At 48.6% G+C, this 14,492-nt stretch carries 11 protein-coding genes; 3 read left to right on the forward strand and 8 right to left on the reverse strand.

Going from position 1 to position 14,492, the window contains the following annotated elements; genetic code table 11:
• Nucleotides 1-31 precede the first annotated feature (31 nt).
• From NT073_RS16195 to NT073_RS16210, 4 genes are all read right to left on the reverse strand, one after another.
• The gene (locus NT073_RS16195) at nt 32-535 is read right to left on the reverse strand and encodes a hypothetical protein (protein ID WP_297375427.1); all 504 of its coding nucleotides are present in this window, start codon (nt 533-535) and stop codon (nt 32-34) included.
• Between the two features lie 149 nt (nt 536-684).
• A complete protein-coding gene (locus tag NT073_RS16200; protein ID WP_297375429.1) occupies nt 685-1,731 on the reverse strand; it encodes a hypothetical protein in 1,047 nt (348 codons plus the stop codon).
• Nucleotides 1,732-1,830: 99 nt separating this feature from the next.
• Nucleotides 1,831-2,844, reverse strand: coding sequence for a hypothetical protein (locus NT073_RS16205; protein ID WP_297375431.1), 1,014 nt, complete (start codon nt 2,842-2,844; stop codon nt 1,831-1,833).
• A gap of 109 nt (nt 2,845-2,953) precedes the next feature.
• The gene (locus NT073_RS16210) at nt 2,954-3,670 is read right to left on the reverse strand and encodes a hypothetical protein (RefSeq protein ID WP_297375433.1); all 717 of its coding nucleotides are present in this window, start codon (nt 3,668-3,670) and stop codon (nt 2,954-2,956) included.
• 61 nt (nt 3,671-3,731) lie between these two features.
• Between NT073_RS16210 and NT073_RS16215 the strand changes: the two genes are divergently transcribed.
• On the forward strand, nt 3,732-3,878 hold the full coding sequence (locus NT073_RS16215) for a hypothetical protein (RefSeq protein WP_297375435.1): 147 nt from the start codon (nt 3,732-3,734) through the stop codon (nt 3,876-3,878).
• Between the two features lie 32 nt (nt 3,879-3,910).
• Here NT073_RS16215 and msrA read toward each other — a convergent pair whose 3' ends face one another.
• Complete coding sequence (gene msrA, locus NT073_RS16220) at nt 3,911-4,588, reverse strand: peptide-methionine (S)-S-oxide reductase MsrA (protein ID WP_297375437.1); 678 nt, start codon at nt 4,586-4,588, stop codon at nt 3,911-3,913.
• Between the two features lie 207 nt (nt 4,589-4,795).
• On the opposite strand from msrA, the gene NT073_RS16225 reads away from it, so the two are divergent.
• On the forward strand, nt 4,796-5,392 hold the full coding sequence (locus NT073_RS16225; protein ID WP_297375439.1) for a tRNA-(ms[2]io[6]A)-hydroxylase: 597 nt from the start codon (nt 4,796-4,798) through the stop codon (nt 5,390-5,392).
• 116 nt (nt 5,393-5,508) lie between these two features.
• The gene (locus NT073_RS16230) at nt 5,509-8,628 is read left to right on the forward strand and encodes a PD-(D/E)XK nuclease family protein (protein WP_297375441.1); all 3,120 of its coding nucleotides are present in this window, start codon (nt 5,509-5,511) and stop codon (nt 8,626-8,628) included.
• 106 nt (nt 8,629-8,734) lie between these two features.
• On the opposite strand, the gene NT073_RS16235 is transcribed toward NT073_RS16230, so the two are convergent.
• From NT073_RS16235 to NT073_RS16245, 3 genes are all read right to left on the reverse strand, one after another.
• Nucleotides 8,735-11,866: a PAS domain S-box protein gene (locus tag NT073_RS16235; RefSeq protein ID WP_297375443.1), complete on the reverse strand. Its 3,132-nt coding sequence runs from the start codon at nt 11,864-11,866 to the stop codon at nt 8,735-8,737.
• Nucleotides 11,867-12,592: 726 nt separating this feature from the next.
• A complete protein-coding gene (locus NT073_RS16240; protein ID WP_297375445.1) occupies nt 12,593-13,336 on the reverse strand; it encodes an SIMPL domain-containing protein in 744 nt (247 codons plus the stop codon).
• Nucleotides 13,337-13,495: 159 nt separating this feature from the next.
• A complete protein-coding gene (locus NT073_RS16245; protein WP_297375447.1) occupies nt 13,496-14,491 on the reverse strand; it encodes a cation diffusion facilitator family transporter in 996 nt (331 codons plus the stop codon).
• Between the last annotated feature and the right edge of the window lies 1 nt (nt 14,492).

A 14,492-nucleotide genomic window follows, 5' to 3' on the forward strand; every position in this document is an offset into this window, starting at 1 on the left:
TAAATAAACCCTTCTGCCGAAGAGGCTGACGTTAGAAAATTCGTTTCCAGGCCAAGCGGACAATCAGCAGTAACGCGACAAAACCCACCAGTATATAGGTGAACGGCACGTAGGTGATTGCGTAAATGCGGGTACGGTCAATGAGCCAGAGAAGCGCAATAAGTGCCGTAATCATCGTCAGAAAGTTAGACAACTTTCCGAAAGCCGGTATGTAATTGAAAGGCAGTTTCCGTTTAATGAGCATCAGGGTAGCCACCATCGTTAACATAGGTAGCACCTGTAACGCCAAGTTCATATCCCAGATACTCTGGCGCTCGAACAAAAAGAGGTAAACATTCAGGGTGAAGGCAAACATGCCCGGAATACAGGCTATGTAGGCCAGTACGGCGTAAACATACCGCCATTTCCAGATTTCTTCTGCAGTATCGCCCGACCACAGATTAACTAAAAAAGCTCCTGTAGGAATGGCCATCAGGAGCAAAAACAGTAGTATTGGCTGGCCGGATAAGGTCTCGAATACATCTCGAAGCGTCATGGCGATAGGGAGTCTAAGCAGTAAATAGTAAGGTGTACGTAATCAAGTGATCGTGCTTACATACCTCAAAGTTAGGCATTATAGGCGCTAATCTGACTTGTTAACGTACACCTTAGTATTATCTTACCGAATTACCCGGACGCTTGACCTTATTTTATTGTCAGTAAATAACCGATTGTGAAGTTGGCATCCCAGTCGAAAACGAACTGATTACAGCCGGTTGCTTCGGCAATGGATCGATAAATATTGAGTCCCGCTTTAGACTTGGCATTCTCCAGTTTGTAAGCAGAAGGGGCGTCCAGAACCGTATAACGCTCTTTATCTTTTCGGACAGCCTTGGCCAGTTCAAAGGGTACTCCGCCAATAATGAAGCAGGTCTTGCGATGATCGGTTGGTACTTGCTTGGCTTTGGCTTTTACTTCCGTGGTAACGGTTTCGTCGCTGGTGTTATTCTGGAAATACTTCGCCCCGTATGTTTCTACGGCTTTAGTAGAACCTCCTTCTTTCCAGGATATCTTGGTATTCCCCGAACCTATATCAACCACAAATGAATTATTGTAAAATTCGGTGGGGAGTACGGCTCTAAGCCCCAAAGACCCTTCCTGCTCCGGGGTAACGATGTTCACCACGTAGTTCAATGACTTCAAAACTTTAATGATTTTTGGGGTTCCCTCAGCTTTTACGGCTCCCGAACTAACCACAAACTGAATGTCGCGGCCACCTACACCAAAATCCAGCATTTTGCCGATATAGCTTTTCAGACCCGTCCGGATATCCTCATCGGTAGCCATGTTTTCCATAACGAGGCTGTTGTTGAACTCGGCTTTTTCGAGTTTCCAGCGCTTCTGGTCGTCGATCCGGACTATGAAGGAGTTGAATCCACTGGCGCCTAACTCAACGACGCCTTTAAGCTTCCCGTTTTGCGGTTCAGGAGCCGTGTAGGAAAACGACTGGCGGGGCTGATCGGTAGCCTCACTCTCCGACGAAGCTGAAGAAGAGGCACTCGACTCTTCGACTGCAGCCTCGGCTGTTTTGTCGTCGGCACGGGGCATCGTTTCCGATTCAGTATATTCCTTGTCTTTGGGCGCAAGTTTGCGCAGGGCGTCATTACCGCCAAAGTAGCGGAATGCGAAGAAAACACCAGCCAGAATCAGGGCCGTAATGAGCAGCCGACCGGCTACGGTTAAGCGTTGCATAGGAAATTAATTTTGAATGAGTGATTGAGCGAATGGTTGAATTAAAGCGAATGAGTGGCTATTCGCTCAATCACTCATTCGCTCATTAAAAATGTACGGTTAGTCAAGCAGGTTTTTATACCCGGCGTCCTTCTGCGGAGCGGGACCGAGGTTGATGGGCTGTGCCGGAGCGTCTAGCTGTACCATCTTGAACTCGCCCTTGTTATAGGCTTCTAGTAAAGCCTCGCCTTTGTCGGACAGAATACCGTTCTGAATATCGACACCGTTGATGAAGTCCATCGAAAGGTCCATCGCGCGCTTCATTTCGCCGAGTTTCATGCTCATGTCGTCCTGAATGTATTCCATCGACTGATCGAAGTAAAACTTCTTGTCGGGATCTCCTTTAAAGATGCTGACCGCCGTTTTCAGCGCGTTCGAGCTATCTTTAACGATCTGGTACTCGGTTTCCTTAAGCCGGACTTTAATTTCGGTTTCCTTAATAATGTAGTCGGCACTTTGGTTGACCTTCTCCATAAAAGCCAGCACATTTTTCATGTTGCGCTGGAGGGGCAGCAGTTTTTCGTTCATCTCCTGCAAGCCAGCGCCTTCGATCGTTGCCAGTTGGGCCGTTTCGCGCATACCGGGTTTGTCGATCAGTGAGTTGGCTTTGTTGGCTTCAGCGAACTTCTGCTTGATAGCTTCGTTGTTCTCGTTGATCTTTTTGTTCAGCTTTACCAACTGCCCGGCCAGAATATTGATCTGTCCCTGCATTTTTTCCCGCTTGTCTTTCAAATCTTGGATATAGATTTTCATGATCGCAATCGGGTTCAACTGAATAACCGTGCCCGTAACACTCCGCATCAGCGATTTGAACAGGAAAAATATCGCCGTCCGAACATCTTTGCTCGTGAATAGGAAAATCAGAACCCCGAGAGCACCCAGCAGGAGGGAGAGTTCGAGAATGTTTGACGTTACACGAATCAGAAATTCAATGATTCGGTTGAAATAGACCAGGCCGAGTCCGGCCATACCGGCCAGCACAATCATGCCCAGAACACCTTCGGGGCGGCTCCAGAACGAACGCTTTTCTGCGTCTGCATTGCCGCCAAGTTGAGAAAAATCAGGAGTTGCCATCTAAGGATTTACAATTTTTGAGATAGAGTTCAGGCTTGCAAAATGGGTGAGAGCGTAGTCGTTATTGACTCTAATAAAGTACCGCGCAACGTCAGTTGTATTTCGCAAATCATTTCAGATACTGTGCCATTTTGGCGATATCGTCTTTAATCTGGTTTAGAAAGTGCGCGAAGGTCGACTCATAATTTTGCCGATTTTGAGTGATTTTGGCACTTTGTTCCGAGATCTCGCCTGTAATTGCCGTCAGGCGGTTGGTGTTGGCGTCGATCTGTTTCTGAATCTCAACCAACTGTTTTTCCAGAGCATTGTTTTCTGTTTGCAAGCGCTTCTCTTCATTTTGCAATCCGCCTACGCGTTCGGCCAACGCTGTTTCAACACTCTTGCTGAACCCCTCGCGGTCTTTGTTAAGGGCCGAAATGTAGCCATTCGCCGTGTTATTCAGTACGCTTGGGTCGCTACTTCCTCCGAGCGCCTTAAAACTCGCCCAGGCCGCCTGAAACTGTTTGTCTTCAGACAAGCCAAGGTTGCTCAGGCTCCGCAGGGTTTCCCGAAACTCAAAATAATCCGGACCCGGCGGGTTATTTTGTGCCAGTACATTGGCAAAGTGCTCGGCAAATTTCGAGTCTACCGCACCGGTCGCACCGGCGGGGGTACTATCCGCTGAAGGTGCCGAGGGTATTGCGGGCGAACCCGTAACGGGGGGCGAAGGCCGCGGAGCAGCTGGCGCCGGTGCCGGTGATGTACCCGTAGCAATAGCGGGCTCTTCTCCTTCTTTGACGAAGAAACTCAGAATTTTGCGACCAAGTGATTTATCAGGTTCTGCCATAGGGGTCTATTGTTTCGGGGTCACCCGGTAGCGGGATGCCCGTTCGTTGAAAGACTGAACAATGTTACGAGGTTCCAGCCATTCCTACAATATCACATTTGGCCGAACGGTTGCCGGACTTGACAAAATGCTACAGGGCATGACGGCTTATTGTCCGCATCGGTCGGCAGGGGATCATGCCGTTCATTTCATCCTGGCTGTTCCTTAAGCAGGACCGCAATCCCTGATATCAGCTACTGCTTACTCCCGGAGCCACTTCTCCATCCGTTCCCTGAATGTGGCTACTTTGGGTTCCGAAACGAGGTGGATGTACATGTTGTATGGGTTATGTCGGTAATAATCCTGGTGATACGTCTCGGCAGGGTAGAAGGCCGCAAAAGGCATGACCTGCGTAACAACCCGGCCCTGATGGTGCCCAGACGCGTTTTCTCGCTGGATAGCCGCACTGATACGAGCTTTTTCCTGGGGTGTGCGATAGAAAACAGCCGACCGATAATGCCTGCCTATATCAGGCCCCTGCCGATTGAGCTGGGTAGCGTCATGACCGGCAAAAAAAGCATCCAGTAGAACGTCGTACGGAATAACGGCAGGGTTATAGTAAACCTGAACGGCTTCGGCATGACCGGTCTGGTCGGTGCCAACCTGCTCGTAAGTGGGGAAGGCAAGGTCACCACCGGTATAGCCCGAAACAACGGCCCGAACCCCTTTCAAAACCCGCATTTCCTCCTGAACGGCCCAGAAACAACCACCGGCAAATGTGGCTACGGATTCACCTGGTTGCAGGGCAGGAAGCTTTGCCGGACTGACGTCAATAACGGTGCTGGCTTTCGACGCATCCGTTCGCTGTCGGCAGCCGGTAAAAGAAAGTGTACCGACAATCAGCCATCCGGCCAGTAGCAGAAACGTTTTTCGAGTCATATCCGGGAAACAATATATAGATAGTGAACAATTGAAACCGGTAGTCGATTCCACGGCCGGTGTGTATTCCTGAACTGATCGAAATAAAGCTGTATCGTTTCGTGGAATGGGTGAAGTCGGGTAAACAGGTGCGTTCTTGATTGAGCCACTGTGTTTATCTTTGTATGTATTGACCCCGTATCCATCACTGACAAATCCTTACGCCTTATGTCGCTTACGACCTTAGGTCTCGAACTCCCCACCGACCCCCGCTGGGTTGATATTGCCGGCATGAATATCGGCGAAATCCTGATCGACCATGCCTGGTGTGAGCAAAAAGCCGCGTCGTCGTGCATATCGCTCATTGTTATGTATACGGATAAAGTTGAACTGGTGGACGTACTGACGCCCATCGTTGCCGAAGAGTGGGGCCATTTTCAGCGGGTATTGAAAGAACTGCGCAAACGGAATATCCGACTGGGAAGGCAACGTAAGGACGAATACGTGAATGAACTACGGTCGCGTCTGCGCCGATCCATTGGCGATCAGCATGAGCAGATGATGGATAACCTGCTCATCAACGCCCTGATCGAAGCCCGGAGCTGCGAACGCTTTAAGCTCCTCTCGGAACATATTGCAGACGTAAGCCTGCGGAAGTTTTACCGTGAACTCATGATTTCGGAAGCTGGGCATTACCGGACATTCATTGAACTCGCCGAAACCTATCTGCCCGCCAGCCGCGTTCGCGAACGCTGGAAAGAGTTTCTGGCCGTAGAGGCCGATATAATGGCCACTATGGACGTTCGGGCTGACCGAATGCATTGATTGTCAATTCTGGCGAAACAGATTGACGAATTTATCAATCTGTTTCGCCAGAATTGACTGGCGAGTGGGTTATCTTTACTGTTCGGCTGAAAACGAATCCGACTCACCGACCACTAATGACTTTTCTTCAACAAACGGCCCAACGCATTTTTGACGCCCATGGCCCCAGCTTAAACGATGTTTGGGTGATTTTGCCCACTCGCCGAGCTGTGTCCACTTTCCTGGATGAGCTGGCTGCCCTTTCTGACAGACCCTTTCTGGCCCCCCACGCACTTGCCGTCGATGATTTTATCACCCAGGCCGCGGGTGTTCAACTGATCGATTCGGTTAGTTTACTTTTCGAGTTATACGACGTTTTTAAAGAAATTGACCCGCTGGTCGAGTTTGAGCAGTTTATCGGCTGGGCGTCCATACTGCTCTCCGATTTCGACCGTATTGATCAATACCTCGTTAATCCCCACGAATTATTCAGCTACCTGACGGCCGCCAAAGCACTCGAACGCTGGCAGGTCGACATGCCTTCGTCCGCCAAACCAATTGTCGAAACGCCCGGCACGACCCGATACTTCAAACTTTTCGAGAATATACATACGGCCTATCATGCCCTTCACCAGCGACTAAACGAGCAGCGGCTGGCGTACCGGGGAATGGCCTACCGGCTACTAGCGCAGCAGGTTGAGCCCTTGATTCGGGATAACCTGGCTTATGAGCGGGTGTATTTCGTGGGGTTCAATGCCCTGAGTAAAGCAGAAGAGCACATTATCCGGGTGCTGGTCGATGCCAATAAAGCTGAATTGATCTGGGATGCCGACCTGTATTACATGAATGACCGGCGACAGGAAGCTGGCGAATTTTTGCGACGATACAAGGACAATGGCTGGCTTTTTTCGAAGCAAAACCATGCCGATCTGGCGCAACTGTCCAACAACCTGCTGGGTTCTGAGAAGAATATCCGCGTGGTTGGGGTGCCAAATGCCAGTATGCAAACCAAGGTAGCGGGTAAGATTTATAGCGAATGGCAACGGGCCGATAGCGCCGGGCCGCGGGATGCTGCTATGCCCCCGCCAAAGACCGCTATTGTGCTGGCTGACGAAACGCTCCTGGTGCCGGTATTGTACGCGCTGGATGAAAACGTGACCGACCTGAACGTTACCATGGGTTTGTCGTTGCGTTCATCGCTGTTGTTTACGCTGGTCGATACGCTTTTTGAGATGCAGCGAACGGTCCATGAGTTTCGTACAAAAGACGGGCGCGACCTCAAGATTCCCAAGTTTCACCATCGCCACGTTGTAAAACTCCTTAATCACCCCTTCCTGAAACAGTACGAGCGTATACGGGGGCTGATGTGGCCGGGCGATGTACTGTCGACAGGCGAAGTTTTACCGCCCGAACCGCTCTTTCAGTGGATCGCCAAAGAGATTGTGAAAAATCAGCGGGTATACCTGACCGAGCGGGACATGCTGGAACTGGGGCAGGATGACCCACTCGTGCGGGTGCTGTTCAGGCGTTGGCCCAATGAAGAGCCCATGAAGGCCATTCGCACGTTTTATGACCTGATCGAGTTACTGCGCGACGTGTATCGTACCAGTCAGGATGCCATCGAGATCGAGTACCTCTACCTTTTCTTTACTCTGCTCAAACAACTGGAAGCAACGCTGGACCGGCAGGGCGAAGGAGCACAAGAGGCAGGGCGCGGCATACCGGTGGCTAAGGCGCGAAATAGAGGGCAGGGGGCAACCGCCATCCTGGATACGGGCGCTCCGGTTCCCATGCTACACGCGCACGAACCGTCGGCCGCCGTTACCGTGCGCAGCCTGAAACAGTTTCTGTACGAACTGATCCGGCAAACGAGCATTCCGTTTACCAGCGAAGGAAAGAGCCAGTTGCAGATCATGGGTATGCTCGAAACACGGGCTCTGGATTTTGAGCGGGTTATTATTCTATCGGTGAACGAAGGGATTCTGCCGCAGTCCAGAAAATTAAACTCGCTTATTCCGTTCGATATAGCCGCCGATGAAAACATAAAACTGCCTACCTATAGCGAACAGGAAGCCGTAATGGCGTACCACTTTTACCGGTTGCTGCAACGGGCCAGCGAAGTGGTGCTCCTGTACACAACCTCCACAGATGCGTACGGGAATAGCAAAGGTGAGCCAAGCCGCTTTATCCGCCAGTTGGAACACGAGCTGGTGCCCCGCTCTAACGGACTCGTTCGGATAAGCTACCCAACGGTTCGTTTCGGTCGGACAAGCGACAAAAAGGAAACCAGCCTGACTGAGTTGAGTGTGCCCAAAACGGAATCGGTGCGGGATGATCTGATTAACCTGCTTATAACGAAAGGGTTGTATCCCTCTTACCTGAATCAGTTCGTGAGCTGCTCCATGCGGTTTTACTTCAGCCGGATTGTGAATATTAGTGAGGAGGAAGATATCGAAGAGAAAATGGGAGCGGCTGAGTTCGGAAGCTGGCTGCACAAAGTGATGGAGCGGCTAGACCTTGAGTACCGCCTGAAAGCCCTGCCCATCGACGAGTCGATCATCAAAAGGCTGCTCGAAGAAGAGTTTGCCAGTACCAACAAAGGCCGGGTTATCGAGTCGGGTATGAACCTGCTGCTTTACGATCTGGCGCAGAAACTAATGCTCGACTTTCAGCGTCAGCAGAATGCGCTTCCTGGTTTGACCGTTATTGGAACAGAGCAAACCCTCGAAACGTATTTGACTGTATCCATTGAAGGGCGTGGGCCCGTTCGGGTACGGATAGCGGGAAAAGTGGACCGTATTGAACGTCTGGGTGATCAAATTCGAATTGTCGATTATAAAACGGGCAAGGTCGATCTGTCCGAAAAAACGCCCAAAGACCTGAGCGATCGATTAGTGAACGATGGGGGCGACGATGCTGGTAAGATGCGGCAGTTATGGCTGTACCGGTATCTGGCCCTTAAAAACATTAGTGAGTACGGTGGTTTACCCCGCGACCGGGCTAAACGAGATATTTTTAAGGCGGAGGGTATGCCCGTCGAGGCCGGTTTTTATTCGTTCCGGGATGTGAATGGGGGCTTTAAAACAAACCCCGTTCGCTTCGGCGATAATGATAGCCCTGATCAGTACATCGAAGATTCGGAAGATTTACTTCGCCAACTGATACAACAACTGCTCGATCCTAAACAACCGTTCAAAAAAACAGACCAGATCGAGACCTGCCAGTTTTGTGATTATAAGGGTATCTGCGGACGGTAAGCACCTCCGCAATGGGACTGGCCTTACGATTTCACTAAGCTATAAGCGCTAACCAGTACAGCAATGGCTCACTTCCAGTCAGACTGGTTGATGCCAGCAACCTGCATCAATTTCGATTTGGTATCGTAATGATAAAGGTCGTTCCTACGCCTACTTCACTGTTAACCTCAATTTGCCCCTGTTGTAAATGCATATACTCCCGGCAAATAGCCAGACCCAGACCCGTGCCGCTGATTTGCCGGGCATTACTGGCTCGAAAGAATTTACTGAACAGATTTGGTAATTCATGGGCGGGCACGCCAATACCCTTATCGCTTACGGTTATCAACACTGAATCCGGGGTATATCGAACTGTCAATAATGGGTCTGCTGAAGAAAACTTAAATGCATTCGCTAACAGGTTGATCAGTACATGACTCATCAGTTTGGTGTCTACCCAAACCGCCGTGGGCTCCCCAATGAGGGCTTGCTGTACGCTTCGTCCATCGGTCTGATTGCTAAAGGTCGATACGATCACGTCTTGTATAAATGTAGGCAGATCCGTCTTCTGAAAATTTACCTGTACTTTACCTTCCTCCAGCTTACTGAGCGTTAAGGTGTCCATGATAAGCTCCTCCAGGAACGTAATCTGTTGGGAAATCTGATCCGTATGTTTTTTGATCAGATTGTTGAAGGGAGATTCGTTATTCTTACTGATGTAATACTGAATTAGGTCGATACTGGATTGGATGGACGTTAATGGAGTTCGAAACTGATGCGAGGCAATGGAAATAAACTCAGACTTCAGCGTGTTCAGAGACCGCTCCTTTTCCAGCGATTCCGATAGGAGTCGTTTGTTCTCAACAACGTTCGTAATGTCGGTCCCAACGCCGATTCGGCCGGACTGTTTACCGTATCCCCGGTCCATGGTAAATAAACGCACATGGAAGTAGCGAAGGCTACCATCCTGGTGTCGGGCCCTGAATTGAAAGTCCGTTCCGGGTTCGGGTTGCTGAAAGGCCTGAATAAGCAGGGGTTGATCTTCTTCTGGGACAATAGATAACAAAGCCCTTGGGTTTTGATACAACTCGGTCATTGAAATACCGCTTAGCCGCTCAAAGGCCGAATTCATGTACAGCACATGTGGGTCTTCGCTGTCTCGTATCCAGAATAGCTCATCGAGATTTTCTGCGATCGCACGAAACCGCTGCTCACTTTCACGCAGTGCTTCTTCAGCTAGCTTTCGTTCGGTAATATCGGTCAGTGTACCGGTAGTGCCTGTAAGTTCGTTATCTTCATTGACCGTTAACCGGGCGAACACCTCAATCCAGCGATAGCCGCCTGCTTTACTGACATAACGAATCTCGTGCCGGCAATAGCTTTTCTGGCGTGCCATCAATGGCTCAAACAGCTCCAGGTTGCATTTCTGATCTTCGGGGAATACATAATCCAGGAATGAAGTACCCAGCGACTCGGCAATGCTAAACCCCGTAATTTCCTCCCAGGCTGGATTCAGGTAGGTCCATGTGCCAAATGTATCGGTCTGGAATACAGCTTCTTTTAAATTATCAACCAGCGAGCGGTAGCGGAATTCACTTTCCTGTAAAGAATGCTCCGCCTGGCGTTGGCTTGTTTGATCGATAACAACGCCAATCATCCGGCGGACCGACTCACATTCACCCTCAAACCGTATTCCATCGACTTTGAGATAATACGTCGTTTGGGTATCTGGCTTAAAAACACGAAAGCTAAGATCGGCCATGGCCTTTCCCTGTCGAACAGACTCGATCGTCTGATTAACTAACGTCAGATCGGCCTTGTGGATCAATGGCAGAAAATCATTAATGTGTTTAAGGCAACCCTTTTCAAAAAAGCTGAAATAAGCGTAAAAATGTTTATCCAGTATCAGTTCATCGGTTAACAGATTCCACTCCCATATTCCAAGCTTTCCTGCTTTTATTGCCAGATCGGTTCGTTGTTGGGTTTTCGTGAGTGTTTCTTCAATGCTCTTGAGCGACGAGATATCCGTAACTATATCCACGAATCCTAACAGGGTATTCTGATCATCATAAAGACCACTAACCGTCGACAGTACCGGAATGATCTGACCAGATTTGGTCTGTATCAAATTCTCGCGTCGTATAAAGCCATGTTGTTTAACATAGGCCATAATTGTGTTATCGTCGGTTAGCGACTGATCGTCAAGTAAAGGTCTGAGCTGGTCTACCTGTCTATGATGAACGGATGGGTCTCGCAGGAAACCGGGAGTTCTCTTCGCCACCAGTTCATCGGCCCGATAGCCCGTTAACGTTTCCAACGCCGGATTGACCAGTTGAATAATACCCTGGCTATCGGTAGCACTTATACCCAGTCCCGCATAAGTCAGGATTGCCTGCTGGAAAGCGGAAAGCTGACGCAGATCGGCCGTTCGTTCGGCGATCCGTTGTTCGAGGTTCAGGTTTGCCTGCCGTAAGTCCGCTTCGGTACGTTTCAACTGCGTAATGTCCTGAATTGTCAAGAGGACATCGCCACCCACTCGTAGCAGCGTAAAGCTTCCCCACTGCTGGCTGTTTCGAATATCATCCAGCATTTCAAAGTGCAGCGTTACATTATTACAGACTACGTCGATCAGCTTGATAAAAATATCATTGGTTAATAGGTGGGGACAAAGCGTTAATAGTGACCTTTCCAGCATGGTTTGCTGATTAAAACCGATAATCAGCGAATTCTGGGGGTTAGTGATCAGGTAACGAAAATCAGTAATGTGTCCGTTCTCATAGATTGGCCGCAGTAAGGAGAGACCCGCCGGGCTGGAGTTTACAACAGCCTGTAATAGCTGATTTAATTCAACTGAGTCATTTGGCTGGTCAGCCTTTACGGGACCACCAATGGAATGATAACGATCGGCTATTGGAACTGTATCACTTTCGCTCACCTGAAGGACCAGTTGCCGACCCAATCGAAGGATCGTCAATGAAACCCATCTTTTTGCCTTGGGTAGATAATAATCACTATGGCGGGGGTTGCCGTCTTTCAGAACGGCCTCTAACTGGCCCAAAACATCGTTTGCCTTGTCAAATGGCGACAAGAGCATATTGCTCGCTCTGGTGAACTCTTCCGGAGTTTGTTCCAGTAGTTGAGCAAACCGTAGGTTAACACGTTCGCAGCGGAATATAGTGGACTTTTGCTGACGTACAGGCCTCAGAAAGGCGACCCCATAGCGGGACCCTTCAAACCATAGCTGAACGAGCTTTTTCATGGAGTGGATTGCGGTGGTAGGGTAGAGTTACGTAAGCAGAGCTTGAGCAAGTTGTCAAACCTGAATAATTCTTAACTGTACCCTGTTATAGGGGCGTTCTGTATGACGGGCAAAGGCAATTCTGTGATGACGAAGAAAGTATAACTGCCCGGAATGAATCGGACTTTGGAAGGAGACTGTTTTGTAGAGCTAACATTAATTAATTTTTATCTGATGTACGGTGGCTTATTGTATGGAACAATAACGTTAAGTTATGTTACTAAATAAGAACAAACATACAAATAAGTAAGTGTATTATGTTCATTTTACAAATAAGATACACATTAAATAATGATGTTATTTTGTTTCGTTGGCTATGTTTGTGCGTATATAATATTCTTTTTAACTGGATTTATACAGAATATAAATTACCTGCAAGGGCTCTAAAACTGAAAAAGCAATTATGTTGAGGATAGACGGGCAGAACCTGTATAGTACATTACCTGTGAAATGAAGGCATTTTTAAGATATTCTATCACTATCGCTTGAGACGAGATTTTAAAAAGAAAAAACGCCCTCAATCCTCAGGGAGAAGGCGTTTTTTGCTGTATTTTGAATACAACCTGAATTGAAAAAAGCAATTTTGTTTGCTACCTAAGCAGCAGATGAAACAAAATTGGCAAATAAAAAGATTAAATACAACTATTTTGATAAAATAAACGGTATGAGTAATCCGCATACTGTTAATTAATTCATCTCGAAAACAACTTTCACGGAAGCCGTAATCCGAAACGTTTGGGAAATAGTTGCGACAGGTCGGTTAACTTCCATGTTGTAGGCGTTCATGTATATATTGTTCTGATTGGTTCGTATATAGCCAATAGCTTCGGTTTCTTCTATATCACCCATCCGCACAATTCGTTTGATTGTCCGGGAGGCCGCTTTAGCCATTCGTTCGGCCTTTTCTTTAGCCCTTGTTACGGCCACATCAGATAATCGAAGTTCAATATCGCGCTGGTTGCTCACCGAAAAAGAAGAGAATAAGTCCATAAAGCCATCGGAAGCCAGCCGTTGCTGCACCAGTGCATATCGTTTCAGGTCGTCGAACTTAATGGCAACCCGTTGAAACCCCTTGAATTTTTCAACTGGCTGTCCCATGCCGCCACCACCCATCGAAAAGTCACGTTCCTTACGAACCATCAGTTGCAAAATCTGAATATCTTTCGTGGGTACTTTGAGTTCGTTCAGCAGAGCCGCTAATCGCTCCCGACCTGCTTTATGCTGTTCGTAAACAAGAGTAATGTCTTTTTCATCGCTGTACGTCAGGTTGACACTCAGCGTACCCTGGTCGGCGGCTACTTCTTCAAAAGCATCGCCCAGTACCGTCAAATGATTGTCAGTCGATTGAGCAATGCCTGTTGATAAGCCCAAAAATAAACTAACGACTAGCAGGCCGGCTTTAATGATGTGGGATTGATACATTGTGTGCATAAGAGGGAAGGATGAGTTGAAAAAAATGGTTAAATCCGAAAGTGTGTTAACGAAAGTAGTGATTCAGAATAGTATCATTCGGTGGGAAGAATAGCACCCGTTCAGAAAGGACGTTAACATCTTTCTGAACGGGTGCTATTCTAGTTAACGGTAGTCCGATCAGACTAACGTAACAAAGTGCTTCTGATTCAAGGGTAAGTTTTCGGCGTTCCAGTCAATATCGTTAACGAAGGCAGAAGCGCGTACGGGGCAATCGGCAACACGGCAGTAATGACAACACTCTTTTTCGCAGGGATCGGTATGAACAAAAATTTCAACTTCGGCCCGGAAACCGTCTTTGAGGGTATCTTCAAAATGATGCACCTCCTCGTGTACCTGCGTAAGTGTCCAGTAATAAGGTAGGGTGAGGTGGCAGTCGATATGCAGATCGGCACCGTATTTCTGAACCCGCAGGTTATGCACATCGATCCAGTTGCGGTCTTTATGAACATTCAGGAGCGTAACCACCCGGTGTAGCGTCGGCACGTCGGCTTCGTCCATAAGCCGCGCTACCGACTGGCGGGTAATCTGAAAGCCATTGTAGATTATGACAATGGATAGTATAACGGAAAGAACACTGTCGATCCAGTGTTTACCGGTGTAGCTCACCAACGCAACGCCCGCCATAACGACAATGCTGCTGAATGTATCGGTGAGCAAGTGTTTACCGTCTGCGGTGAGGGCCGCTGAATCCGTTTGGGTTCCCGACCGAATGAGCATCCAGCCAACAAATGCGTTGGCTACCGCCGTAATGCCAATCAGGGCAAATCCCCAATCCAGATTAGTAAGCTCCTTAGGCTCAAAAAAGCTCAGAATTGCCTGCCAGACGATCACTAAACCAGCCGACAGAATCATGGCTCCTTCAAAGCCCGAAGACAAAAACTCGATTTTGCCATGCCCGTAAGGATGATTAAGGTCACGCGGCTGCCCGGCCAGGTAGATGCTGTAAAACGCAAAACCACTGGCAATGACGTTAACAATCGACTCAACGGCATCGCTCAGAATCGCCGTCGAATACGTCAGGAAATAAGCCGTGAATTTAAGCGCCAGCAGAATAATGCTCAGTCCCAGCGAGATGCCCATCCAGCGGTATTTAGTTTGTTGGCTGGCGCTCATG

Origin of the sequence: Spirosoma sp., from assembly GCF_026391055.1 — a bacterium.
Taxonomy (GTDB): Bacteria; Bacteroidota; Bacteroidia; order Cytophagales; family Spirosomataceae; genus Spirosoma.